Annotated in this window: 23 protein-coding genes; 12 read left to right on the top strand and 11 right to left on the bottom strand. The window is 75.9% G+C overall.

The window, feature by feature from the left end:
- Positions 1-98 precede the first annotated feature (98 nt).
- A complete protein-coding gene (lexA, locus tag GC089_RS10730; RefSeq protein ID WP_155379138.1) occupies positions 99-818 on the bottom strand; it encodes a transcriptional repressor LexA in 720 nt (239 codons plus the stop codon).
- 245 nt (positions 819-1,063) lie between these two features.
- Here lexA and GC089_RS10725 point away from each other — a divergent pair, with 245 nt between their 5' ends.
- The 3 genes from GC089_RS10725 to GC089_RS10715 all read left to right on the top strand — a co-directional run bounded on the left by GC089_RS10725 (position 1,064) and on the right by GC089_RS10715 (position 2,659).
- Positions 1,064-1,477 carry a LysM peptidoglycan-binding domain-containing protein gene (locus GC089_RS10725; RefSeq protein ID WP_155377672.1) on the top strand — a complete coding sequence of 138 codons (414 nt, stop codon included), beginning with the start codon at positions 1,064-1,066 and terminating at the stop codon, positions 1,475-1,477.
- A gap of 393 nt (positions 1,478-1,870) precedes the next feature.
- Entirely contained in the window at positions 1,871-2,383 is a 513-nt protein-coding gene (nrdR, locus tag GC089_RS10720) for a transcriptional regulator NrdR (protein ID WP_155377671.1), read from the top strand.
- Positions 2,384-2,473: 90 nt separating this feature from the next.
- Entirely contained in the window at positions 2,474-2,659 is a 186-nt protein-coding gene (locus GC089_RS10715) for a DUF5302 domain-containing protein (RefSeq protein ID WP_136520351.1), read from the top strand.
- Positions 2,660-2,761: 102 nt separating this feature from the next.
- Here GC089_RS10715 and serA read toward each other — a convergent pair whose 3' ends face one another.
- The 6 genes from serA to GC089_RS10690 form a co-directional block, all read right to left on the bottom strand.
- Complete coding sequence (gene serA / locus GC089_RS10710; RefSeq protein WP_155377670.1) at positions 2,762-3,961, bottom strand: phosphoglycerate dehydrogenase; 1,200 nt, start codon at positions 3,959-3,961, stop codon at positions 2,762-2,764.
- 127 nt (positions 3,962-4,088) lie between these two features.
- Positions 4,089-5,117, bottom strand: a complete 1,029-nt coding sequence (locus GC089_RS19665; RefSeq protein WP_370514110.1) for a CotH kinase family protein — start codon at positions 5,115-5,117, stop codon at positions 4,089-4,091.
- Positions 5,036-6,223, bottom strand: a complete 1,188-nt coding sequence (locus GC089_RS19660; RefSeq protein ID WP_255449009.1) for a CotH kinase family protein — start codon at positions 6,221-6,223, stop codon at positions 5,036-5,038. Before GC089_RS19660 ends, GC089_RS19665 begins: the two co-directional genes overlap by 82 nt.
- Positions 6,224-6,317: 94 nt before the next feature.
- A complete protein-coding gene (locus GC089_RS10700; protein ID WP_230684742.1) occupies positions 6,318-7,151 on the bottom strand; it encodes a polyphosphate polymerase domain-containing protein in 834 nt (277 codons plus the stop codon).
- Complete coding sequence (locus GC089_RS10695; RefSeq protein ID WP_155377669.1) at positions 7,148-7,795, bottom strand: DUF4956 domain-containing protein; 648 nt, start codon at positions 7,793-7,795, stop codon at positions 7,148-7,150. The genes GC089_RS10700 and GC089_RS10695 overlap by 4 nt, the downstream gene beginning before the upstream one ends.
- A gap of 178 nt (positions 7,796-7,973) precedes the next feature.
- A complete protein-coding gene (locus GC089_RS10690) occupies positions 7,974-10,232 on the bottom strand; it encodes an AAA family ATPase (RefSeq protein ID WP_155377668.1) in 2,259 nt (752 codons plus the stop codon).
- A 196-nt stretch (positions 10,233-10,428) separates the two neighbouring features.
- Here GC089_RS10690 and GC089_RS10685 point away from each other — a divergent pair, with 196 nt between their 5' ends.
- From GC089_RS10685 to GC089_RS10665, 5 genes are all read left to right on the top strand, one after another.
- Positions 10,429-11,658, top strand: coding sequence for a PP2C family protein-serine/threonine phosphatase (locus tag GC089_RS10685; RefSeq protein ID WP_155377667.1), 1,230 nt, complete (start codon positions 10,429-10,431; stop codon positions 11,656-11,658).
- Positions 11,655-13,208 carry an ATP-binding protein gene (locus GC089_RS10680; RefSeq protein ID WP_230684741.1) on the top strand — a complete coding sequence of 518 codons (1,554 nt, stop codon included), beginning with the start codon at positions 11,655-11,657 and terminating at the stop codon, positions 13,206-13,208. Before GC089_RS10685 ends, GC089_RS10680 begins: the two co-directional genes overlap by 4 nt.
- A 30-nt stretch (positions 13,209-13,238) precedes the next feature.
- Complete coding sequence (locus GC089_RS10675; RefSeq protein ID WP_155377666.1) at positions 13,239-13,676, top strand: response regulator; 438 nt, start codon at positions 13,239-13,241, stop codon at positions 13,674-13,676.
- An 85-nt stretch (positions 13,677-13,761) separates the two neighbouring features.
- Positions 13,762-14,697, top strand: a complete 936-nt coding sequence (locus GC089_RS10670) for a PAC2 family protein (RefSeq protein WP_155377665.1) — start codon at positions 13,762-13,764, stop codon at positions 14,695-14,697.
- A gap of 284 nt (positions 14,698-14,981) precedes the next feature.
- The gene (locus tag GC089_RS10665; RefSeq protein WP_155377664.1) at positions 14,982-15,185 is read left to right on the top strand and encodes a cold-shock protein; all 204 of its coding nucleotides are present in this window, start codon (positions 14,982-14,984) and stop codon (positions 15,183-15,185) included.
- Positions 15,186-15,339: 154 nt separating this feature from the next.
- Here the strand turns inward: GC089_RS10665 and GC089_RS10660 are convergent, their stop codons facing one another.
- Entirely contained in the window at positions 15,340-16,197 is an 858-nt protein-coding gene (locus GC089_RS10660) for a spermidine synthase (protein ID WP_230684740.1), read from the bottom strand.
- Between the two features lie 186 nt (positions 16,198-16,383).
- Between GC089_RS10660 and GC089_RS18440 the strand changes: the two genes are divergently transcribed.
- The 3 genes from GC089_RS18440 to GC089_RS10650 are packed head-to-tail and all read left to right on the top strand — an operon-like array spanning position 16,384 to position 18,512.
- Positions 16,384-16,833 (top strand): SAV_6107 family HEPN domain-containing protein, encoded by a 450-nt coding sequence (locus tag GC089_RS18440; RefSeq protein ID WP_196250682.1) that lies wholly within the window; start codon positions 16,384-16,386, stop codon positions 16,831-16,833.
- Positions 16,830-18,068, top strand: coding sequence for a DNA polymerase IV (locus GC089_RS10655; RefSeq protein ID WP_196250681.1), 1,239 nt, complete (start codon positions 16,830-16,832; stop codon positions 18,066-18,068). The genes GC089_RS18440 and GC089_RS10655 overlap by 4 nt, the downstream gene beginning before the upstream one ends.
- A 39-nt stretch (positions 18,069-18,107) precedes the next feature.
- The gene (locus GC089_RS10650; protein WP_155377661.1) at positions 18,108-18,512 is read left to right on the top strand and encodes a DUF3040 domain-containing protein; all 405 of its coding nucleotides are present in this window, start codon (positions 18,108-18,110) and stop codon (positions 18,510-18,512) included.
- Here GC089_RS10650 and GC089_RS10645 read toward each other — a convergent pair.
- From GC089_RS10645 to GC089_RS10635, 3 genes are read right to left on the bottom strand one after another with little or no spacing between them, the layout of a single operon-like run.
- A complete protein-coding gene (locus tag GC089_RS10645; RefSeq protein WP_155377660.1) occupies positions 18,457-20,811 on the bottom strand; it encodes a DUF3488 and transglutaminase-like domain-containing protein in 2,355 nt (784 codons plus the stop codon). The genes GC089_RS10650 and GC089_RS10645 overlap by 56 nt on opposite strands.
- Positions 20,808-22,064, bottom strand: coding sequence for a DUF58 domain-containing protein (locus GC089_RS10640; RefSeq protein WP_155377659.1), 1,257 nt, complete (start codon positions 22,062-22,064; stop codon positions 20,808-20,810). The genes GC089_RS10645 and GC089_RS10640 overlap by 4 nt, the downstream gene beginning before the upstream one ends.
- Entirely contained in the window at positions 22,064-23,062 is a 999-nt protein-coding gene (locus tag GC089_RS10635) for a MoxR family ATPase (protein WP_155377658.1), read from the bottom strand. The genes GC089_RS10640 and GC089_RS10635 overlap by 1 nt, the downstream gene beginning before the upstream one ends.
- 486 nt (positions 23,063-23,548) lie before the next feature.
- Here GC089_RS10635 and mraZ point away from each other — a divergent pair, with 486 nt between their 5' ends.
- Complete coding sequence (gene mraZ, locus GC089_RS10630) at positions 23,549-24,022, top strand: division/cell wall cluster transcriptional repressor MraZ (RefSeq protein WP_155377657.1); 474 nt, start codon at positions 23,549-23,551, stop codon at positions 24,020-24,022.
- Positions 24,023-24,059: the final 37 nt, after the last annotated feature.

Below are 24,059 nucleotides of genomic sequence, written 5' to 3'. Positions count from 1 at the left end.
CGGGCCGCAGGCGCGGACGGGAGCGCCCGTCCCGCACCGCACCGCGGCCCGCGGCGCGAGTCCCGTGACGGCGCCCGTGACGTCCTGCCGCGACGTCCTCAGAGGCTGCGCAGCACGCTGACGACGCGACCCAGGACGGTCGCCTCGTCCCCGAGGATCGGCGCGTACGCGGCGTTGTGCGGCAGCAGCCAGACGTGCCCGTCGGCGCGCTTGAGCGTCTTCACCGTCGCCTCGCCGTCGATCATCGCGGCGACGATCTCCCCGTTCTCGGCGACGGGCTGGCGGCGGACCACGACCCAGTCCCCGTCGCAGATCGCGGCGTCGACCATCGAGTCGCCCGCGACGCGCAGCAGGAACAGGTCGCCGTCGCCCACGAGCTGGCGCGGGAGCGGGAAGACGTCCTCGACGACCTGCTCGGCCAGGATCGGACCGCCGGCCGCGATGCGTCCGACCACCGGGACGTACGACGGTGCGGGCGCGCCGTCGCGCTCGGGGGCGTCGGCGCCGAGCGCCAGGCCGCCGGGCGGGGTGGACGTGGGCGCCGGACGCGCGTCGTCCGGCTGGACGACCTCGATCGCGCGCGGGCGGTGCGGGTCCCGGCGCAGGTAGCCCTTGCGCTCGAGCGCCGTGAGCTGGTGCTTGACGCTCGAGGGGCTGGTGAGCCCGACCGCCTCGCCGATCTCCCGCATGCTCGGCGGGTAGCCGCGCGTCTCGACGGCGACGCGGATCGTCTCCAGGACCCGGCGCTGACGTGCCGTGAGCCCGTCGCTGCCCGCACCCGCGGCGAGCGCGGCCGTGACGTCGACGACGTCCTGCACGTCCGTCCCCGACGTCCCCGTCGTCTGCCCGCCCACGGCGCCTCCCGGTCCTGCGGTCCTGACCGCCTCGCCACCGCGCCCGCCGCGTCCCCGCTGGTCGGAGCCGGGTGTCGGTGGTCGGTGGTGCACTTCCTGACGCGTCCCACCCTAGGGGCGCGGTGGTGCCGGATCAAACATCTGTTCGAGCGTGTCTCGACGGGTGTCGGTGGGTTCTGCTAGAACTCGTACAGACGTTCGACGAACAGGTGTTCGAGACGACGGAGGGCATGGGCATGAGCGCGATGGCGATCGGACCGGCGACGGTGAGCGGTGGGCGGGGCCGGGTCCCGGTGCGCGTCCACGGGGCGCCGACGGTGCGTCGTGCGCAGGAGCCGCTGCGCCTGACCCGGCGTGGTCGGGTCGTGGTGTGGCTGCTCGCGGTCGGGCTCGCGCTGGGCGTGGGCGGCACCGCTCGCTCCGCCGTCGCCGACGGTCCGCAGTCCGCGCTCGAGGTCGAGCGCGTGGTGGTGGCCCCGGGCGACACGCTGTGGGGCCTCGCCGCGCAGGTCGCTGGCCCGGAGGAGGACGTGCGTGACGTCGTGCTGCGCCTCATCGAGCTGAACGCGCTGCCCGGTGGGAAGCTGCGGGCCGGGCAGACCGTCGTGGTGCCGGTGTCGTGAGAGCAGGTCGTCGCCTGCGCGTACGTCGTGCGCGGGGGCGGGCTTGTCGGCCGGTGGTGGCACGGCTAGGTTAGGCACACCTCACTCGGCAGGCTGGGGGGCCGGCCGGAGGGGCCGCGGCGATCGGTCGCGGCGTGCTGCATCGCGGTGCCGTGGCGAGTCGGTACCGCGCGGGACGGGGGCGTCCCGGCGAGGGCGGCCGTCGTCGACGGCCGCCCTCGTGGCGTCCGCGCCCCGTGCCCGCGGCCGTGCGCGCCCGCGCTCGCGCCGCGTCCGCGCCCGTGCTCGCCGGTGTCGGCGCCCGTGCTTGCGGGCGTCCTCGCCACCGCCTACCGTCACCACGTCCGACCGGCAACTCGGCGGTCGCGTCACGCCGCTCCCGAGAGGTCTCACGTGCACTGTCCGTTCTGCCGGCACACCGACTCGCGCGTCGTCGACTCGCGCACGTCCGACGACGGGTCCTCGATCCGGCGACGGCGCCAGTGCCCGAACTGCCACCGGCGGTTCACGACGGTGGAGACGGCGAGCCTCTCGGTGGTCAAGCGCTCGGGCGCCACGGAGCCCTTCAGCCGGGAGAAGATCGCCAACGGCGTGCGCAAGGCCTGTCAGGGGCGGCCCGTGAGCGAGGACGACCTGGCGCTGCTGGCGCAGAAGGTCGAGGAGACGCTCCGTTCGGCGGGCTCGGCCGAGATCGACGCGTACGAGATCGGGCTGGCCATCCTGGGCCCCCTGCGCGAGCTCGACGAGGTCGCCTACCTGCGCTTCGCGAGCGTCTACCAGGCGTTCGACTCGCTCGACGACTTCGAGTCGGCCATCGCCGTCCTGCGTGCCGAGCGCGAGCAGCAGGAGCGTGACGGCGCGGCCTCCGGCACCGCGCCGGGCACCGCGCCGGACGCCGCCCGCTGACCGTGCCCGCGACCGCGCCGCGCTAAGCGCTGGTGCGCCGGGGCCTGCGTCCGTCACCCTGGGACCTTCCCAGCGACCACGGAGGTGCCCATGGCGAACGAGAGGCCGACCTCGGCGAGCGACGAGGCGAAGGCGCGGTTCCGCGAGGCGCTCGAGCGCAAGAAGGCCCAGGGCCACAGGACGACCGACGGCACGCGCAACACGGGTCCCGTGCACGGGTCCGAGACCGCGGGTCCGGTGCAGCGCCGGTTCCAGCGCAAGTCCGGCTCCGCCTGACCGTCGCTCGGTCCGCGGCGTCCGCGCGACGACGAGGGGCGCGTCACCTGCGTGGTGACGCGCCCCTCGTCGTACCGGAACGCCTGCCGGGACCCGCGCCGCTCAGGAGAGCAGGCGCAGGCGCAGCGACTCGGGTCGACCGGCGAGGGCCTCGACCACCGCCCGCTCGACCGGCGTGCTCACGTCCGTGACCACGTACCCGAGCTCGCCGCGCGTCGCCAGCAGCTGTCCCTCGATGTTGACGCCGTGCTCGGCGAGGGTCGCGTTGATCGTGGCGAGGACGCCGGGCACGTTGCGGTGCAGGTACGCGATGCGGTGCGCGTCCGGGCGCTGGTCGAGCGCCAGGTTGGGCAGGTTCACCGACAGGTTCGTCGACCCCGTGGCGAGGTGGTCGCGGATCTTGTTCGCCACGAACTGGCCGATCGCCTCCTGCGCCTCCTCGGTCGACCCGCCCGTGTGCGGGGTGAGGATCACGTTCGGCAGGCCGCGCAGCTCGGACTCGAACGGGTCGCCCTTGCGCTTGGGCTCCTCCGGGAACACGTCGACGGCCGCACCGACGACGTGACCGGCGAGCACCGCGTCGCGCAGCGCGGCGTAGTCGACGACGAAGCCGCGCGAGAGGTTGAGGAAGATCGAGCCGGGGCGCATCCGGGCGAACTGCTTCGCACCGAACATGCCGGCGTTGCCCGAGCGCCCGTCGACGTGCAGCGTGACGACGTCGGCCGTCTCGAGCAGCTCGTCGAGGGTGTCCATGCGGCGGGCGTTGCCGAGCGCCAGCTTCTCGGCCGTGTCGTAGAACACGACCGACATGCCGAGGTTCTCGGCCAGGACGGACAGCTGCGTGCCGATGTTCCCGTAGCCGATGATGCCGAGGGTGCGCCCGCGCACCTCGTGCGAGCCCGTGGCCGACTTGTTCCAGATGCCGGCGTGCATCTCCTTGTCGAGGACCGTCAGGCGCCGCGTGAGGGCGATGATGTCGGCGATCGCGATCTCGACGACCGAGCGCGTGTTGGAGAACGGCGCGTTGAACACGGCGATGCCGCGCGACGAGGCCGCGTGCAGGTCGATCTGGTTCGTGCCGATGCAGAACGCCCCGACGACCTCGAGGTCCGGCGCAGCGGCGAGGACCTCCGCCGAGACGTGCGTCTTGGACCGGATCCCGAGCACCTGGACGCCCGCGAGGGACTCGACGAGCTCGCCCTCGTCGAGGGCACCCGTGCGGGTCACGACGTCGAAGCCGGCGGTCTCGAGGATCTGGCGGGCCTGGGGGTGGAGGTTCTCCAGCAGCAGCGCGGTGGGCACGCTCCATGGTGCGCCCGGTCCGGCTCGTGGACCAAAGCCGTCCCGGTGACCGGACGCCGCGCCCGCCCCCGACGGACGCGGCGCCCGGGGTCACCCCGCGCCGCCCTGCGGCCTCACCACGCCGCCCTCACCGCGCCGTGCAGGTCAGGGTCGGAGTGCCGTCGCCCGTCGACGTGCCGGCGAGGAACCCGAACGTGGTCGACGCGCCGGGGCGCAGCGCACCGTTCCAGCCCGCGTCGCGCGCCTGCAGGGACGTGCCCGACCCGCTGACCGTGGCGTTCCACGACTGCTGCAGGCTCGTTCCCGACGGCAGCGTCATGCCGACGGTCCAGCCGGTGAGCGGCGTGGCGCCGGCGGTCACCGTCACCTCGCCCTGCAGCCCGCCCTGCCAGCGCGCGACGACCCGGAACGTGGCGGTGCAGCCACCGGGTGCGGCGGTCGGCGAGGCGGTGGGCGTGGGGGTCCGGGTGGCGGTGGCCGTGGGCGTCGGACCGGTCGTGGTCGTCGGGCCCGGCGTCGGCCCGGTCGCCGTCGGCGTGGGCACGGGCGTCGCCGGTGCGCCCCACGCCTGGGCGCCGTCCAGCCAGGCGGCGCGGCGCAGCGCCCAGTCCTGCACCTCCTGCACCTGGCCGCGCCACGTGCCCGTCGTGGACGTGACGAACGGCCCCACCATGCGGGTCGTCAGGTTGGGGTACCGCCGGACGTTGCGGCCCGCCGCGTCCTCCACGTGCGCGCTGAGCTCCGCGACCCGCGCGCGCAGCGACGCGTCGGACAGCGGGCCGCGGCGCAGCTCCTGCCACCGCGCCCGCACCCGGTTGGTGAACGCGGGGTCCTGCATGAGCACCGTGAACCAGTCGGTGGCCACGGGCTGGCGGGTCTGCTGGTACTGCCAGCCGGCCGTCTGGTCGTTGCCGAAGAAGCCGCCGACGCCGAACGTGAGGTCGTAGTCCCAGAGCGGACCGGCCGTCAGCTTCCCGCCGCGGTCCTTGTACAGGTAGAGGCTGCGGTAGTAGGCGTCCATGTTGCGGCTCAGCTCGTTGACGACGACGAGGTCGACGAAGGAGTCGACGTCGATCAGCGACGGGTAGCCGGTCGCGGGGTCGGCGCGCCCGGGGCCGTGCAGGACGTCGTGGACGCGCTGGACGTACTGCGTGATCCACTGCTGCTGCGCGGGGACCAGGTCGTCCGGGTCGTGCACCTCGAGGTCCGTCCAGCAGGTCGCCGCGGCGCCCGTGCAGCGCAGCGTCGTGCCCTCGGTCGCCATCCACTCGAACTTGAGGATGTAGCCCCCTCGACCGCCGGGGCGCTCACGTCGTCCGCGTCGAGCTTCTTCAGGTCGAGCCGGTTCTTCTGGTTCTTGATCGTCTCGAGCAGCAGGTACACGCCGCGGTAGTCGTCGGCGGCCACGGGCGAGGCGTCGTCGTTGACGTACACCTCGACGAAGCGGTACCGCGGGACGTCGAGGCCCAGCTCGCGCCCGATGTCGAGGACGAGCGCCTCGCGGACCAGCGACTTGTCCGCGAAGGGCCCGCGCAGGACCCAGTCGGACTCGGCGGGCATGCCGAAGAACGGCAGGTCCAGGTCGTCGCCCTCGGCGTCCCACAGCTCCAGCCGGTACGGCTTCTTGTCGAACATGCGGCTGGACTGGCCGCGCAGGCGGTACCCGGTGCGGCCGACCAGGGTCGGCTCCGCGGCGAGGGACGTGGTGCCGCCGCCGGGCTGGAACTCCATGACCGCGGCCCGGTGGTACGCGTCGCCCACCACGCCGCCGCCGAACGAGTCGACGAGCAGGACCGGCAGGTCGTGCGGGTCGGACACCGCGGTGGCGACGTACTGCGCGGCGCCCGGCGCGCCCGTGGGGGCGCCGGCGACGAACGCCTGCGCGCGCACCTCGGTGCTGCGGGTGAGCCGCAGCGGCGCCGAGTACGCCGGGGAGGAGGCCGTCGGGGCCGAGCCGTCGGTGGTGTACCGGACCAGCGCGCCGGCCACCGTGGTCCCGAGCGCCACGCTCACCTCGCCCCGGAAGGTGCCGGGCGGCACCGAGAACGTGATGTCGCCCAGCAGGCCGGTGTCGACGTCCGCTGGCGCGACGGCGGCCGGTGCGACGGCGGCCGGTGCGACGGCGGCTGGTGCGACGGCGGCGGGTGCGACGCCGGGAGCGACGGCGGCCCGCGGCGCCGCGGCCTGGGCCGTCGCGACCGGGAGGGCGAGGGCGCCGGTGAGGGCCGCGGCGACGACGGCGCGGCGGACGGGACGGGGCATGGGTGCCTCCTCGGGCCCGGGGACCGGGCGGGTGCGGGCGCCGCCGACGGCGTCGGGGCGGCGCGGGCCAGGCCGGCGAGGGTCGCCGGCGCGGTCAGTCCGGCGCGCCGGCGGGCGCGACGTGGGGGAGCAGGTGCCGGTGCAGCGTGCGGCTCCAGCGGGTGGCGGGCAGGTCGGGGCGCAGGGCGGCGAGCCCCGTGGCGTACTTCGAGATGCGGACCGGCCGGTGGCCGTGCGCCCACAGCACCCGGTCCGCGGGGGACGCCGTCGACCCGCACTTGGTCTCGACGACGGCGAGCCGGCGCAGGTGCAGGGGCGTGCGGCCGTCGTCCCAGACGAGCCCGACGTCCACCGTCAGGCGGCTGCCCGCACCCGGCAGCAGCAGCGTGGCCCGCGCGTACCGGGTGACGAGGACGGGGGAGAGCGCGACGTCGTCGAGCCCGGGCAGCCCGCGCGCGGCGAGCGTCGACGTCACGAAGGCGCGGCCGCGGGCGACGTCCTCGCGCTGCTCGAGCGGGTGCGGGACGCGCTCCTTGACCGTGGTGCCGCGCGGTCCGCGCGTCTTGACCTCCAGCCAGCAGCCCCCCGAGTCGAGGTAGGTGCGGGTGCGGACCTTGAAGCGGCGCCGGCGCCGGTGCGCGGCCAGGCGGTACGCGACCAGCTCAGGGGTGTCGAAGTAGACGGACTCGTAGTCGAACACGCGCAGGCCGTCGATCTCGAGCACGCGGGCGTCCCCGGGCAGCGCCCCCAGCAGGGTGCGCACGGCGTCGACGGGGACGAGGTACTTGCGGTCGACGCGGGTCTGCAGCGCGGCGGCCTCCAGCAGGGCGTCGAGCCCGACCGGCCGCACGCCGGCGAGCGGCGCGCCGAGCACGCCCCGCGGCGCGGGACGCAGGTCGCCCGGGGCCGTGGGCGCGGGGGCCGTCACGGCGTCGCCCCCGGTCCGAGCGACCCGGCGGGTGCCGGCAGGGCCGCACCCCGCTCACCGCGGGGCGCGGGGCGTCGTCCGCCGCGTCGACGCCCGGACGCGGGGGCGCCGACCTCGTAGCGGACGTCGACCCACGTCGTGTCGTTCACGAGGTCCACGCGCTGCACGCTGACGGCGTGGACCCGGGCGCCCAGCATGCCCTCGAGCCGCGCCACGAGCGCCACCTCGTCGACGTGCGCGCCGTCCAGGACGAGCTCCTGGCGGTGGTGGCGGTGCAGCAGGCGGGGGTGGTCGCCGACCAGCACCGCGACGAGCAGCAGCGCCATGAGGGCGGGGCCCTGCCACAGCCTGCCCGCGGGGAGCGCCCCGAGGATCCCGAGCGCGAGTGCGGCGAAGTAGTACGCGACCTCCCGCTGGTCGATCTCCGTCGAGCGCAGGCGGATGATCGACAGGACGCCGAACAGGCCGAGGCCGAGCCCGGCGCCGACCCCGCCGGCACCGAGCGACGAGGCGACGGCGAGGACGCCGACGTTGACGCCGACGAAGGCGACCACGAGGTCGCGGCGGTGGTGGCGGCGGAAGTACGTCCACGTGAGCAGGCCCACGGCGACGAGATCGGCCGCGATGAGGACGAGTCGGTCCATGCGCGGTGCACCCCCTGCGGTGTCGTCGGCCGCCCGCCGGTGAACGGCCGGTGGACGGTGTGCGAACGACAGGGACACTGGGCGCCGCGGGGCGGACCGGTCAACGTGCTAAACGATTTCCATATCGATATCGATATCGTTCTACGACGTCGTGCGACCGGACGTCCGCCCGGCCCCGTCAGTCCTCGGGACCGGGCTCCAGCCCGGGCGGCAGCGGCCTCGCGTGGACCACCTGGAGCACGCGCGTGGGACGCGTCATCGCGACGTACAGGTCGCCCGCGGACGCGTCGAGGACCTCGGCCGGCTCCACCAGGACCACCGCGTCGAACTCCAGGCCCTTCGCCTGCCCCGGCGTGAGCACGACCACGGGGGCGTCGAGGTCGACGACGTCCCCCGAGGGCGGTGTGCGGCCGAGCGAGTGCAGGGCGTCGAGCAGCGCCGCCGTGCGCCCTCGCACCGCCACGACGGCGGTGCGGCCGCTGCCGGACGCGCCGCCGACCTCGTCCGCGAGGGCGTGCGCTGCCGCGGCGGCGTCCGCCACCAGGCGGTCCGCCGACGCGCTGCGCGCGACGCGCAGCGCGTCGGGCACGTCCCGCGCGGAGGTCTGCGCGCTGACGGGCAGGCCGGCCGCCCGCGCCATGCGCTGCGCCGCCGCCGCGACCGTCCCGGGGGTCCGGTAGTTGACCGTGAGCTCGGCGAGCCGCCAGCTCCCGCGCAGCACCGGGTCGAGGGTGCGCGCCCAGTCCCGGGCGCCGGCGGCGGACGACGTCTGCGCCACGTCGCCGACGATCGTCAGGGACCGCGTCGGCACGCGCCGCAGCAGGGCACGCCACGCCATCGGGGACAGCTCCTGCGCCTCGTCGACGACGACGTGCCCGTAGGCCCACGTGCGGTCGGCGGCGGCCCGCTCGGCCGTGGTGAGCGAGGGCCCGCTGCTGGCGAAGCGGTCCGCCAGCACCTCGGCAGAGACCATGTCGCCCGCGCCCGTCGAGCGCAGCACGTTGCGCGCGTACTCCACCTCGGCGGCGCGGCGCTCGGCGTCGGCGCGGGCCTGCGCCCGTGCCGCCTGGTCGTCCTCGCCGAGCAGCTCCGCGGCCTCGTCGAGCAGCGGGACGTCCGCGGGGGTCCAGGCTGCGTCCGCCGGCCGTGCGAGCAGCGCGCGCTCGGCGGGGGACAGCTCCGGTGCGGCGGCCTCGAGGCGGTGCGGGCGGCTCCACAGGTCCGACAGGAGCTTCTGCGGCGTGAGCGGCATCCAGGCGAGGTTGAGCGCGATGCGGATCTCCCGCGTCGTGCGCAGCTCCTCGACGATCTCCGCGCGGTCCTCCGGCGGCACGTCCCACGCGAGCTGGGCGACGTACTGCTCCGCGAGGCGGGACAGCATGTCGCGGACGAACGTGACCCGGGCCTGGTTGTGCGGCTTGTGCTGGCGGCGCGCGCGGTTGATCGCGGCCGCGACGTCGCGCGGGCGCACGACGACGGTGCGACCGTCGACACGCACGCGCACGGGCTCGGCCGGCACCCGCTGGCGCTGGCGCACGGCGCGGGCCACCACCTTCGCCATCACCGCGCGGCCCTTCACCGCCGCCACGGCGTCGTCCTCGACCCCGCGCGCCTCGACCCCGGGCACCAGCTCGGCGACGGTCGCCGTGACGACGCCCGTCTCACCGAGCGACGGCAGCACCTGGTCGATGTACCGCAGGAACGTGCGGGACGGGCCGACGAGCAGCACGCCCGAGCGCTCGAGCAGCCGGCGGTGGTGGTACAGCAGGTACGCGGCACGGTGCAGCGCCACGGCGGTCTTGCCCGTGCCCGGGCCGCCCTGCACCACGAGGGCCCCGGCGAGGTCCGAGCGGATGATCGCGTCCTGCTCCGCCTGGATGGTGGCGACGATGTCGCCCATGCGCCCCGTGCGACCCGCGGCGAGGGCGGCGAGCAGGGCGCCCTCGCCCGACAGGCCGGTGAGCGTGTCGGGGTCCACCCCGGAGGCGGCCAGCGCGTCGAGGTCGAGCACGTCGTCCTCGAGCCCGGTGACCTTGCGGCCGGACGTGACGAGGTGGCGTCGCCGCACGACCCCGTCGGGGCGCGCGGAGGTCGCGCGGTAGAACGACTGCGCCGCCGGCGCCCGCCAGTCGGTGAGCAGCGGGGACTGCTCCTCGTCCGTCAGGCCGATGCGGCCGATGTAGCGCCGCTCGCCGTCCACCAGGTCCAGGCGGCCGAAGGCGAGCCGCTCCTCCACCGCCTCGAGCTGCGCCACGCGGTCCTCGTACAGGGTGGCGAACGCGTCGCGCTCGGACCGGTTCTGCGGCGACCCCGACGGGCCCTGGCGGCGCACCGCGGCCAGCCGCCGGCGCGCGTGGGCGCGCAGCTCGTCGAGCCGTGCGTACAGGCCGTCCACGACCTCCTGCTCGGCGTCCAGCTCCCGCTCGCTGCCTGCCACGTGCCTGTCCACCCCCGGGTCGTCCGCCGTGCGGGCGCACGGGCGGCCGACCATTATCCGACGGTGCGGGGGCGGCCCGTGCCGCGGCCCGCCGGGTGGGCGAGCAGGACGCACGACCAGGTGACGCGGTCGCGCGTGGCCTACAGTTCACCCAGCCGATCCCGCGCACGCGGGCAGACCTGCGGGAAGGACGGGTGTGACCAGCTCCCCGGCCACGACCGACGACGTGCGCGGCGTCGCCGGCGTCGACGGTCACCTGCGCATCCTCCTGGTGGAGGACGACGAGGGCGACGCGCTCCTCGTGCAGGAGCACCTCGCGGACGCCGGCCTCGCGGACGACATCGTCTGGGCCCGGTCGGTCGACGAGGCGCTGACCCACCTCGACGCCGACTGCGTCCTGCTCGACCTCGGCCTGCCCGACGCGATGGGGCTCGGTGCGCTCGAGCGCGTGCTCGCCGCGGGTGCCCCGCCGATCGTCGTGCTGACGGGCCTGACGGACACCGACGCCGGCCTCGCCGCGCTCGCGGCCGGGGCCCAGGACTACCTGGTCAAGGGTGACGTCGAGGGCGACAGCCTGGCGCGGGCGGTGCGCTACGCCGTCCAGCGCCGCCGGCTCGAGGACACCGACCGCGCCCTCTACCGCAGCCTCGTGCGCGCGGCGGAGAACACCCGTCTCGAGCGCGCGCTGCTGCCGCGGCCCGCCGTGGCCGACCCGCGCCTGGAGGTGCGCGTCGGGTACCGCGCGGGGCGGCAGGGGCTGCTCGGCGGTGACTTCTACGACGTGGTCGAGCGCCCCGACGGGACCGTCCTCGCGATGGTCGGCGACGTGTGCGGGCACGGTCCCGACGAGGCCGCGCTCGGCGCGACGCTGCGCACGGCGTGGCGCACGCTCGTCCTCGCCGACGTGCCCGCCGACGACGTGCTCGGGCTGCTCGAGCGCGTGCTCGCCGCCGAGCGGGCGCGGCCCGAGGTGTTCACCACCGTCTCCATGCTGGCCATCGCGCCGGACCGCCGCGCGGCGGACCTGTACCTCGCGGGGCACCCCGTGCCCCTGCTGCTGGGCGACCGGGCGCACGGCGACCGCACCCGGCTGCTGCCGTCCGACGCCCGGGGGCGCGCCCTCGGCATCCCCGTCGGCGGCGGCTGGCCCGCGCGCCGCCTCGACCTCGGCCCGTCCTGGCGCGTGCTCATGTACACCGACGGCCTGCTGGAGGCCACCATCGGCGACGGCACCGAGCGGCTCGGCAAGGCCGGGCTCGTCGAGGTCGCCGACGCCACCCTGCGCGCGACGCGGGACGCACCGGCGCCCGTCCCGGGCGAGGAGGAGGACCCTGTGCTCGGCCACCTGATCGGCGCCGTCCGGACGCTGCACGGCGGCGACCTCGTCGACGACGCGGCCGTCGTGCTCGTGGGGTGGGACGCGTGAGGGCGCCGGCCGCCCCGGCGACGCTGCGCCGCCGGCTCGCCGTGCTGTTCGCGTCGGCCGGCCTGGTGCTGGGCCTGGTGGTCCTGCTCACGGGCATGGTGTTCGCGCGCACGCTCGCGCTGCAGGACGCGGTCACCCAGGAGTTCTTCGACGCGGTCACGCAGACCGACCGGGCGTTCGTGTCGATGGTGGACGCCGAGACGGGACTGCGCGGGTACGCGCTGACCGGTGACCCGGTGACTCTCGAGCCGTACGAGCGCTCCCTCGAGGGCGGCGTCGCGTTCGAGGAGACGGCGCGGGCCGTGGCCGAGCTGTCCGGCGACGACACGATCCTCGAGGACTACGCCGCCGCCGCCGAGGCTGCCCGTGCCTGGTACAGCGGCCACGCCGAGCCGCTCATCGCGCAGATCGAGGCGCAGGGGGCCGGCTCCGTGCAGCCGGAGCAGGTCGAGCGCGGACGGCTGCTCTTCGACGACGTCCGGGCCTCGGTCGGTGCGTACCTCGACCACCTGCGGGACGTGCGCACGGACGCCGTCACGGACCTGCAGCGGATGACGAGCCTGTCGGCCCTGCTGCTCACCACCGTCGTGCTCACGTCGGTCGTGGTCGGGATCCTCATCTGGGCGGCCCTGCGTCGCTGGGTCGTGGCGCCGCTCGACGCGCTGGCGGCCGACGCGCGGGCGGTCGCCGAGGGCGACCTCGAGCACGGGGTCGCCGGCAGGGGCCCCGGCGAGATCGTCGAGCTCGCGGACGACGTGGAGCAGATGCGCGTGGCGCTCGTGGCCCAGCTCGGCGAGCTGCGTGCGTCGCGGGCCGAGATCGCGGACGCGCACGACCGCCTGGCGGAGCAGGCCGAGGAGCTGCGCCGCTCCAACCGGGACCTCGAGCAGTTCGCCTACGTGGCGTCGCACGACCTGCAGGAGCCCCTGCGCAAGGTCGCGAGCTTCACGCAGCTGCTGCAGAAGCGGTACGGCGGCCAGCTCGACGAGCGCGCGGACCAGTACATCGAGTTCGCGGTCGACGGCGCCAAGCGCATGCAGCGCCTCATCCAGGACCTGCTCGGGTTCTCCCGCGTCGGCCGGCTCGGCGGCGAGGTCGTGGACGTCGACCTGGGCAAGGCGCTCGAGCGCGCCCTCGACCAGCTCGAGGAGCGCGTCGAGGAGGCCGGGGCCACCGTCACGCACGACCCGCTGCCCGTCGTGCGGGGCGAGGAGGCGCTGGTCGTGCAGCTGTTCCAGAACCTCGTCGGCAACGCGGTGAAGTTCCGTCACCCGGAGCGCGCGCCGCGCGTCCACATCGGGGTCCGCCGCGTGGAAGACTCCTGGGAGCTCGAGTGCCGGGACAACGGGATCGGCATCGACCCCCAGTACGCCGAGCGCGTCTTCGTGATCTTCCAGCGGCTGCACGCCAAGGACGTCTACGAGGGCACGGGCATCGGCCTGGCGCTGTGCAAGAAGATCGTCGAGTTCCACGGCGGTCGGATCTGGATCCCCGAGACCGAGGGGGAGGGCACCACCATCCGGTGGACCCTCCCGGCGGTCGAGGGCTGACACCCCGTGTGGGGACGGACGGAGCGGTACGTGGCGGACCAGAAGACCATCGAGGTGCTCCTCGTCGAGGACGACCCGGGTGACGTCCTCATGACGCGCGAGGCCTTCGAGCACAACAAGGTCCGCAACCGGCTGTCCGTCGTCTCCGACGGCGTCAGCGCCATGGAGTTCCTCCGCAAGGAGGGCGAGCACGCCGGCGCACCGACGCCGGACCTCATCCTGCTCGACCTCAACCTCCCGCGCATGGACGGCCGCGAGGTCCTCGAGGCCCTCAAGTCCGACGCGAAGCTGCGGGCGATCCCCGTCGTCGTGCTGACGACCTCGGAGGCCGAGGAGGACGTCCTGCGCATGTACTCGCTGCACGCGAACGCGTACGTGACGAAGCCCGTGGACTTCGACCGCTTCATCGACGTCGTCCGCCAGATCGACGAGTTCTTCGTCGAGGTCGTCCGCCTGCCCACCCGCTGACGTCCCGCGCGCGGCGGGAAGAGCGGGGGGCACCGCCGCGTTGCACCCGGTGAGTAGGGACGACGCGACGAGCGAGTGGAGCGACATGCTGGACCCCCGGGGCATCTACGACGTGGACGTGGAGGTCGCCGAGCGCCTGGACGCGCGCGCGGCGGCCGGTGCGGGCCCGGTGCTGCTGCACGCGGTGCGCGGGTTCGTGGACGCCGGCCAGGCCGGCCAGGTCGCGGTCGAGCACCTGACGTCCGCCGGCACCGCGCAGCGGCTGGTGACGTTCGACGTCGACCAGCTGGTCGACTACCGGTCGCGCAGGCCGGTCATGACGTTCGACGGCGACGGCTGGACCGAGTACGCGGCCCCCGAGCTGGTCGTCGACCTGCTCGAGGACGCCGCGGGCGTGCCGTTCCTGCTGCTGCACGGCGTCGAGCCGGACGTGCAGTGGGAGCGCTGGGTGGCCGCGGTGCGCCAGGTCGTCGAGCGGTTCGACGTGTCGCTCGTGGTCGGCGTGCACGGCATCCCGATGGGTGTCCCGCACACGCGACCCGTCTCGCTGACCGCGCACGCGACGCGGCACGAGCTCGTCGCCGACCACACCTCGTTCTTCGGCACCGTGCAGGTGCCGGCCAGCGCGAGCGCGCTGCTCGAGCTGCGCCTGGGGGAGCAGGGCCACGACGCGATCGGCTTCGCCGTGCACGTGCCGCACTACCTGGCCCAGTCGGCGTACCCGGCCGCGGGGCTGGCCGCGCTGCGGCAGGTCGAGCGCGCGACGGGCCTCGACCTGCGCGCGGCGGACCTGGAGCCCGCGGCCGAGGAGGCGATGCGCGAGGTCGAGCGGCAGGTGGCGCAGTCGCCGGAGGTCGCGGCGGTCGTCGAGGCGCTCGAGGAGCAGTACGACGCGTTCACGCGCAGCATCGGTCGCACGAGCCTGCTCGCGCAGACGACCGACCTGCCCACCGCCGAGGAGATCGGTGCCGAGCTCGAGCGGTTCCTGGCCGAGCAGGCCGACGGCGGACCCGAGCGCTGAGTCTCCCGCGGAGGACGGCCCGCGGGGACGGGCCGGCCGGCACGACGGCTGACGGACGCTCGTCCACCAGACGTGGCGTGCGCCACATCCGCCGTGCAAGGATGCAGCCGTTGCAGTGACGTACGGACGCTCGACCGGACCCGTGGTCGCCCCCCGCCCCGGCGGGACCCGCGGAACCGTCGGCCCTCGGGTCGGACCACCCGGTGCAGGACGTGAGGCATTGCGGCGCGGCACGGGCACGGGGCCCGCGCCGTTCACCCGGTGGGACACGAAGGAAGCACGACATGGCACAGGGCGCGGTCAAGTGGTTCAACTCCGAGAAGGGCTACGGGTTCATCGCCCAGGACGGCGGCGGCGCCGACGTCTTCGTCCACTACTCGGCCATCGACACGCAGGGCTACCGCACGCTCGACGAGGGGCAGCGCGTCGAGTTCGAGATCACGCAGGGCGCCAAGGGTCCGCAGGCGGAGCACGTCCGCCCGCTGTGACCCACTCGGGCACGGCCTGAGGGATGCCGAGGACGGGGCCGCACCCGCACGGGTGCGGCCCCGTCGTCGTGCCGGCGTCCCGGCACCGGTGCCGACTCCGGTGCCGGTCAGGGTGCCGTCGAGCTCGTGGGCACCAGGCCGCCCCTGAGGGGCGTCAGCCGGGCGACGCGGGACCCGCGTCTGCCCTCTCGTGCTGGTCGGGGGCGTCCGCCGGCTCCGCGGGGCGCCACGGCTCGGGGTCCGTCCGCACGGTCGCGGCGCCCGTGAACGCCTCCAGCTCGGGCCCGACGAGCACGCGTGCGGGCACGGGCAGCGTGCGCAGCGTGCGCGCGAGCGACGGGTCGTCGAGGAGACCGTCCTCGTCGGTGCCGGCCAGGACGAGGTTGCCGTAGTGCCGTCCGCGCAGCTGCCCGGGCTCCGCGACGACGGCGACGTGACGGAACACGGCGCGCAGCGTCGCCGCCTCCGCCCGCGCGAGGCCCAGCGGAGGTCTGTCCGCGCAGTTGGCGAGCAGCACCCCGCCCGGGCGCAGGACGCGTGCCGCCTCGCGCGCGGCCTCGAGCGTCGTGAGGTGCTCGGGGGTGCGGTCGCCGGCGAACACGTCGCGGACGACGACGTCGAACGAGGCGTCGGGCAGACGCGCGAGCTCCGTGCGCGCCTCGCCCGTGCGCAGCCGCAGCCGGGGGGCGCGGGGCAGCGCGAACCAGGTGCGCACCAGCCGGGCGAGCTCGCCGTCGAGCTCGACCGCGAGCTGACGGGCGCCGGGGTGCCGGTGCGCGACCGCGCGCGCCAGCGCGCAGCCGCCCCCACCCAGGTGCAGCACGGCCGGGTCCGGCCGCGCGGCGGCCAGCAGGTCCACGACGGCACCCATCTGCTGCATGTACTCGAAGTCGAGCAGGTCGGCGTCGTCGAGGTCGACGAACGAGCTGGGCACACCGTTGACGAGCAGCGTGGCCGCGCGCGGGCGTCCCGGCTCCGGGACGACCTCCGCCGTCCCGGTCGCGACGGTCACGGGCCCGGACGGCCAGGGTGCCGGCTCCGGACCCGGTGTCGGTGGTCGGCGGGAGGATGCGGGTCGACGGGCCACGCGGTCACCGTAGACGCTGCGGAGCCGAGCGGACCGGGGGATTGCGTCGATCGAACACATGTTCGATCATGGTGTGCGGCGGGACGTCCGCCGTGACGGGAGGTGGGTGGGATGACGGGCCACGTGAGCGTCCTGCGGACCGGTGCGACGGAGGCGTTGCCCCCGCAGACCGCCGACCTTCTCGCGCGGGCCGACGCCGAGCTCCTCGCGGCCCAGTTCTCCGGTGAGCCGTGGGAGAGGTTCACCCACGCCCACCTGGCGGGTCTGCGCGCCGGTGCCGCCCTCGTCGCGGCGCGTGGGCGTCCGACCGGCCGGGGCGCGCCGCGGACGGTGTGGGGGATGCTCGACGCGGTGGCGCCGGAGCTGCACACCCACTCGGCGTTCTTCGCCCAGTCCGCGCCGCTGCGCTCCGCCGTGGACGCCGGACGGCTCGAGCTCGTGTCGGACGCGCGCGCCGAGCGGGCGCTGTGCGCGGCCGAGGACCTCGTGGACGCCGTGCGCGCGCTGCTGGCCGGCGACGCAGGTGCGACGCCGGCGGCACCCGTCGCGGCCCTGCGGTGAGCGGCCCCCTCGTGGAGGAGGACTGCCACGTCCTGCACGTCACCGTCCCGGCCCTGCCCGTCCAGGCCGAGGTCGCGCGTCGGCCCGAGCTGGCGGGGTTGCCCGTGGTGGTGCACGCGGACGGCGCGGTGCTCGCGGCGTCGGCACAGGCGCGGGCGTGCGGCGTGCGTGCGGGGCAGCCGGTCGAGGCGGCGCTCGTGCGCTGCGGACGCGCCGTGCCGGTCGCCGCGGACCCCGCGACCTACGAGCGCCTGCGTGCCGGCGTGCTCGCGGTGCTCACCGAGATCACGCCGCTGGTGGAGCCCGTGGGTGAGGAGGCCGCGTTCGTCGACGTCGGCGGAGCGGTGCGCCGCCACGGGAGCCCGGCGCGGATCGCGTGGCTCGTGCGGGACCGCCTGCGTGCGCGGCACGGCGTGGGGGCGGCCGTCGGCGTGGGGGCGTCCAAGGTGGTGGCCCGGCTCGCCGCCGCGGCCGTCGGCGACGACGGCGTGCTCCTCGTGCCGCGAGCCGCGTCCGCGCGGTTCCTGGACCCCCAGCCGGTCACGGCGCTGCCCGAGGTCTCCGGCGCCGTGGAGGTGGCGCTCGCCGCGCAGGGGATCCGCCGGCTGGGCCAGCTCGCCGCAGCACCCGCGCCCGGTCTGCGTCAGGTCCTCGGTCCGGCCACGGGGAGGTGGCTGCAGGACCTCGCCTGGGGCCGCGACCCCCGGCCTGTGGTGCCGCCGGAGGCGAGCACGGACGGGGACGGCAGCGGCGTGAGTGTGGAGGCGGGGTGTGCGCAGGCGCGCGGCGACCGCACCGCCCTCGAGCGGTGCCTGCGGGTGCTCGCGCGGGACGGCGCGGCGGCGCTGCGCGCCCGAGGGCGGGCGACGTGTCGGCTCGGCCTCACCGTCGTCACGGCCGACGGCGCCGAGCTGACCCGCTCGCGGACGCTCGTCACACCGACCCGGGGGGAGCACGAGCTCCATCTCGTCGCCCGGTCCCTGCTGGCCGCGGCGACGTGGACGTCGGTGCCCGAGCGGCTGCGGATCGACCTGGACGCCCTCCGCGAGCTCCCGGGTGGCACCGCGGCTGCGGGGGGTGCCGGCACCCGTGCACACCCTCCCGGGGAGCGGCGCGCCGGGTCTGCGCGAGACCCGGCAGGCCCGGCACCGCTCGGGCCGCCCGCCCGATCGCCCGGAGTCACCCTCGTGCCCCGCCCCTCGACTACCACCATCGTCACCGCCGACATATCCTGAACGCCACACACAGTCCACCGGAGTGCGACGGGGGTCGGGATGCCACTCTCCGAGTACGAGCAGCGCGTTCTGGAGCAGATGGAACGTCAGCTCACGTCTGACGACCCTCGGCTCGCCAACACGCTGACGAGCCGCGGCGGCCGCCGACCCGTGACGCGTTACGTCGTCGCCGGGGCGGGTGCCGTCGTCGGTCTTCTGCTTCTGGTCGTCGGGGCCGCGTCGTCGCTGCCGTGGCTCGGCGCCCTCGGTTTCATCGTCATGTTCGCGGCGGTCGCGTTCGCCTTCGCCGGGCCGCGGCGGTCCCGCTCCGGCCCTCAGGGCGCGGTGCGACCCGACGGCTCGGTGCGCAAGCCCGCAGCGGGTCGGCACCCGAGCCGCAAGCAGGGCTTCATGGCCCGGATGGAGGAGCGCTGGGACCGGCGCCGGCACGAGGGCGGTCGCTGACCAGGTCACCCGCTCGGCCCCGCACCTCCGACACCCACCCGTCCAGCGCCGCCGGCCCCACGGCCGGCGGCGTCGGTGCGTAACGGCTGCTCTCGACGGCTGCGACGAGGCGCTCGAAGGCCACCAGCGCCGACCCGTCGAGCTCGCTCTCGGTGCGCAGCAGCAGCGTGCGCTGCACCTCGCGCAGGGCGCCCCGCGGCGTGGCCGCGTCCGACCACGTGAGACCCACGCGGGCGAGCTCCCGCCGGAGACGTGCCCATGCGCGCTCCGGCGTCGTCGGCTCCACGGTCCGGCGACGGCGCGCGAGCAGCAACGCGGCCGCGGCGCCCCCGAGGACGAGGACCGCCAGCCCCACGGTGACCGCGACCGCCGTCCAGGACGGGGACGCGTCCGGGCCGGCCGGAGCCGGGGCGGCCGGCACGGGAGCGCTCGCGCTCGCCGCGGGGACGGGCGCGGCCTGGCCGGGCTCGACCTCCTCGGGCGGGCCACCCGCACCCAGGACACCGGTGAACGGGTCCGCCCAGACCGGCGGAGGACCCGTCTGCGACGCGGGCGTCGGCTCGAACCGCACCCACCCGCGGCCCTCGAAGTACAGCTCGGGCCACGCGTGGGCGAGCCGGCCCGTCACCACGTAGGTGCCGTCCTCGGCGCGCTCACCCGGCAGGAAGCCCACGCCGACGCGCGCCGGGATGTCGAGCATGCGCGCCATCACGGTCATCGCCGTCGCGAACTGCACGCAGTAGCCGCGGCGGGACTCCAGGAAGTCCCACACGGCGTCCGACGTGCGCGCCGGCGGCACCCGCGTGTCGTAGGTGAAGTTGCTGGCCGACCGGAACCAGCTCTGCAGGGCCATCGCCTGCGCGTACGGGGTGTCGGCGTCCGCCGTGACGTCGGCGAGCAGCTGCTCGACGTCCGCGCGGTGGTCCGTGTCCGGGACGGACGTGTACAGGTCGGCGTCGGGCGGGGTGCCGACGGACGCGCCGCGCAGCGCGGCGGCCGTCAGGTCCGGCACCTGCACCAGCATCGAGTAGCTGAGGTCCGCGTCCGTGCTGCGCTCGCCCACGACCTCGTCGCGGTCCGGGTCCCAGCCCCACGTGCCGGGCACGTCCAGCGTGCGCGGGTGCGTGCTCACCGGCAGGCGCCGCTCGCGGAGCGAGCCGACCGCGACGTCGACCTGGGCGAGCGTCCCCGCGGACGCGTCGGGCTCGGCGCCGCTGACCGACGCGTCGGACGACAGCAGCGTCCCCGCCTCCCACGAGCGCACCGCCTCGGGTTCCGTGCGCTCCCACGTCCTGCCGTCGAACGTGGCGAGCGTGAAGGCGCGCAGCGGCCCCACGAGACGCGCGTCCACCGCGCGCGCGGCGGGTGCGGACGCCGTCGGGGAGGGCTCGACGCCGGCGGTGCCCGTGCCCTGCGAGTCCGTGCCCTGCGTGTCCTCGCCCTCCGCGCCCTCGCCCTGGGGGTCCGTCGGGTCGGTCACGCGGTAGCGCAGCACCTCCTGGCCGGAGCGTGCGCCGAGGCTCTCGCGCAGGTCCAGCTCGTCGCTGAGCTCGAGGGGCCCGACCGGTGCGGCACCGAGCTGGGGGAGGCGCACCGAGGCCCACCCGGGCACCTCCATGAGGGGCGGACCCGCGACGAGGCCGACGGTCGCCAGCAGGCCCGCGGCCGCGCCGGCGGTGACGACGCGTCGGGCGCGCCCGGCGCGGGCGTGGTGCGGCGCCGCCCCGTACGCGAGCAGCGCGAGGTAGGCGACCGCCGTCCAGAACACCGGCGCCGCGCCCGCCGGGAAGCCCAGCACGATCGGCGGGACCCACAGCGGCAGGACCGCCAGGCCCGCCACGGCGGGCACCCGCAGCCCGAGCACGGCCAGGTCGACGAGCAGGACCACCGCGACGGCCCCCGCGACCACGAGCAGCTCCCCGGGTCGCACGTCCGGCATGGGCACGAACGAGTCGTTGACGAGCGCGACCCCCTCGCGCGCCTGCGCCCACGTGCGGCGCAGCGCGTCGAGGTCCGGCAGGAACTGCGGCCTGCCGGGCGGACCGCCGTAGCGCAGGACGAGGCCGACGGTGGCGACCGCGCCCGCCACCACCGTCGGCGCCCACCACGTGCGCGTGAGCGCACGTGCTGCGGCCGCCGCAGCGGCGACGAGGAGCACCGCGACGCACGCGACGACCAGCCACCGTCGCCCGTCGATGAGGCCGGTGAGCGCGAGCAGGCTCGCCCAGGTGACGCCGACCGCGAGGGCGGAGCCCAGCAGGGCGCGCCCGCCCTGCTCCGGCCCGGTCGGGCGGTTCACCGCGCACTCCCGAGCAGCCGGAGCCAGCAGGGGACGAGGTCCTCGCCGGCGGTCGCGGGGGCGGCCCGCCAGCCCGCGCGCACCAGGGCCGACTGGGTGTGCCGGGCGTCGCGCTCGTCGCCCGCGTGCCGGCCGTCCGCGCGCACCAGCGCCCACCCCTGCCCCGCGTCGCTCACGTGCGCGAGGGCCGCGCGCGCGGCCGCCGAGAGCGGTCCGAGGACGGCGAGGACGATCTCGCCGCCGGCGTCCGCGGCGTGCAGGAGCCGCGCCGCGTCGAGCAGCTGGGTCTCGGCCTCGGTGGAGGAGCGCGGCGGCTCGAGGTCGATGGTGAGGTCGAGCAGCGCCGCACGAGCCTCGGGGCCGGAGCGGCCGTGCACGAAGGGGGAGGCCCCCGCGGGCCCGCGCGTCGTGCCGAGCCCCGCCCCGACGAGCCGGACCGGGTGCCCGCCGTCGAGCATCGCGAGCGCCATCGACGCGGCCAGCGAGATCGTCCACTCGGCCGCGCTCGCGCGGACCGGCAGGTCGACGAGCACGGTCACCGGTCGCATCCCCGCGCGCTCGTCCGAGCGCACCAGGAGGGCGCCGCGGCGTGCGCTCGAGCGCCAGTGCACGCGGCGCAGGTCGTCGCCCTCGCGGTAGTCGCGCAGGCTCGCGTCGTCCGGCGAGGGGGTGCGCGCGCCGAGCGCGACGCGGTCCGGCTCGCCCACGAGGACGTCGCCGGGCGCCGGCAGCGCGGTCACGGCGGGCCAGACGGCGACCTCCGAGTCCGCGCCCAGCGTCGTGCGCGCGCGCACGACGCCGAACACGTCGGTGCGCGTCACGACGAGAGGGCCCAGGGGCCAGCGTCCGCGCTGCGTGCCCCGCACCGGGTACGTCACCGTCACCCGGTCCGCCGTGCGGCGCACGCGCGCGCGCAGCGGACGGCCGCCGGACAGCTCGACGGCCGCCTGCTCGGCGAACCGCAGCCCGGCGAGCCGCGCACGCCCGCCGGCGTCGGCCGCCCGCACCACGACGTGGACCTGCGCCTCCTCGCCCGCGTGGACCGGGTTCGGGCTGACGTCGCGCTGCACCTCCAGCCGCCGGCCGCGCGCCGGGTCGCCCAGTGCCACGACGGCGACCGCGACGAGCACCAGGACGAGCAGCAGCACCCCGACCCGCGCCAGGTCGAGCGCCCCCAGCGAGATGCCGACCTGGAGCGCGATCATGCCGGCGGCGGCGAGCGCCCCGCCGCGGAGGGTCGGCCGCAGGCGCATCAGCCCAGGAGGCGCCGCACGCGTGCGGGCGGGTCGAGGGACGGCACGGACGTGCGCGCGACGAGGTCGGTGACCACGTCCTGCGTGGAGCGGCCCGACAGGCGCGACTCGGTGCTCGGCAGCAGGCGGTGCGCGAGCACGGGGACGGCGAGCTCCTGCACGTCGTCGGGCAGCACGTGGTCGCGTCCGCTCATGGCGGCGAGCGCCTTCGCCGCACGCAGCAGCTGGATGGCCGCGCGGGGCGAGGCGCCCAGGCGCAGGCCCGGCTCCTCGCGCGACGCCGCGACGAGGTCGACGACGTACCGCTTGATGCCGGCGGCGGCGTGCAGGCGCCGCGCGACGTCGATGAGACGCGCCACCTGCGGCGCGTCCGTCGCGGGACGCAGCCGCGCGAGGGGGTCGGCCGACTCCTGCACCTCGAGCATCGCCATCTCGGCCTCGACGCTGGGGTAGCCGACCGTCAGCCGTGCCATGAAGCGGTCGCGCTGCGCCTCGGGGAGCGGGTAGGTGCCCTCCATCTCCACCGGGTTCTGCGTCGCGACCACCAGGAAGGGGCGGGGGAGCGGGTAGGTGCGGCCGTCGACCGTCGCCTGCGCCTCCTGCATGCACTCGAGCAGCGCGGACTGCGTCTTGGGCGAGGCGCGGTTGATCTCGTCCCCGATGACGACGTGCGCGAACACGGGGCCGGGCCGGAACTCGAACTCGTGCGTCTGGGCGCGGAAGATGTTGACGCCGGTGAGGTCGCTCGGCAGCAGGTCGGGCGTGAACTGGATCCGCCCGACGGGCGCGTCGATGCTGCGCGCGATCGCCTTCGCGAGGGTCGTCTTGCCGACGCCGGGCACGTCCTCGAGGAGCAGGTGGCCCTCGGCGAGCAGCACCGCGAGCGCGACGCGCACGAGCTCGGGGCGGCCCGTCACGACCGACTCGACGCCGGCGCGCAGCCGGGCGGTGACGGCGACGAGCTCGTCGAGCTCGTCCGAAGACGGCAGTGCCTGCATCACAGCTCCCTCGGCGGACTGGGGACGAGCGTACGTGGCGCAGGACACGTGAGGGAGCACTCGTCCGCACTTCGCCCGCACGGACGTCCCCGGAACCCGCCGCCGCGCCGCCCCACGTCCCCCCACCGGCCCGCCCCACGTCCCCCCACCCGCCCGCCCCACTTCCCTCCACCCGGCCGTGCCGGTCCCTCCACGCCCCTCCCCGGCCGCGCGCCCCGGTGCCCGGATCGCCCCCGATCGGCGCGTTTCGTCCCAGCCGGTGAATCCGTCGCGCTTCTGCGACACGACGGTCACGCCCTGTGTCCTCCACTTCGCTCCACCGCCCCTGACCTGCGAGAACGCGGCTCAACTGGGTGAACTTGCGCGCCTTTCCGGATGCGCGTGGAGGGAAGTGGAGTACCGTGGAGGCACGTGGAGAGACCGGGAGCGACCGGTCCGCCACCGCGGCCGAAACCGGCCGCGGACGCCGACCAGGAGGGGAGTGAGGTGTCGCATGACTCGACCGGCGCCTTCGGCTCCTTCGCGCCCTTCCTCGGCACCTACACGCCGCGCCTGGACGACAAGGGGCGGCTCATCCTCCCGGCGAAGTTCCGGCCCCAGCTCGCCCCGGGGCTCGTCATGACGCGGGGTCAGGAGCGCTGCCTGTTCCTGCTCCCGATGGACGAGTTCCGGCGCATGCACGACCAGCTGCGGCAGGCACCCGTCACGAGCAAGCAGGCGCGTGACTACCTGCGCGTCTTCCTGTCGGGTGCGAGCGACGAGCTGCCCGACAAGCAGGGCCGCATCTCGATCCCGCCGATGCTGCGCAAGTACGCGGGCCTCGATCGCGACGTCGCCGTGATCGGCACCGGCACCCGCGTCGAGATCTGGGACCTCGCCTCGTGGGAGGCCTACCTGGCCGAGCAGGAGGCGGGCTACGCCGACACGACCGAGGAGGTCTTCCCGAACGGCCCGTTCTGAGCCGTCCGCCGACCGCCCGGTCCGTACCCGCCCCGGC

This window comes from Cellulomonas sp. JZ18, assembly GCF_009720485.1.
Classification (GTDB): Bacteria; Actinomycetota; Actinomycetes; order Actinomycetales; family Cellulomonadaceae; genus Cellulomonas.
The sequence above is the reverse complement of the archived record's forward strand: the minus strand, read 5'-3'. Positions and strand labels throughout refer to the sequence as shown.

Bases quoted from the DNA above. Each gene is read 5' to 3' on its own strand.
- GC089_RS10715 (WP_136520351.1), top strand. From the start codon at position 2,474: ATGGCGAACGAGAGGCCGACCTCGGCGAGCGACGAGGCGAAGGCGCGG.
- GC089_RS19660 (WP_255449009.1), bottom strand. From the start codon at position 6,223: ATGCCCCGTCCCGTCCGCCGCGCCGTCGTCGCCGCGGCCCTCACCGGC.
- GC089_RS10695 (WP_155377669.1), bottom strand. From the start codon at position 7,795: ATGGACCGACTCGTCCTCATCGCGGCCGATCTCGTCGCCGTGGGCCTG.
- GC089_RS10670 (WP_155377665.1), top strand. From the start codon at position 13,762: ATGCTGGACCCCCGGGGCATCTACGACGTGGACGTGGAGGTCGCCGAG.
- GC089_RS10665 (WP_155377664.1), top strand. From the start codon at position 14,982: ATGGCACAGGGCGCGGTCAAGTGGTTCAACTCCGAGAAGGGCTACGGG.
- GC089_RS18440 (WP_196250682.1), top strand. From the start codon at position 16,384: ATGACGGGCCACGTGAGCGTCCTGCGGACCGGTGCGACGGAGGCGTTG.
- GC089_RS10650 (WP_155377661.1), top strand. From the start codon at position 18,108: ATGCCACTCTCCGAGTACGAGCAGCGCGTTCTGGAGCAGATGGAACGT.
- GC089_RS10640 (WP_155377659.1), bottom strand. From the start codon at position 22,064: ATGCGCCTGCGGCCGACCCTCCGCGGCGGGGCGCTCGCCGCCGCCGGC.
- GC089_RS10635 (WP_155377658.1), bottom strand. From the start codon at position 23,062: ATGCAGGCACTGCCGTCTTCGGACGAGCTCGACGAGCTCGTCGCCGTC.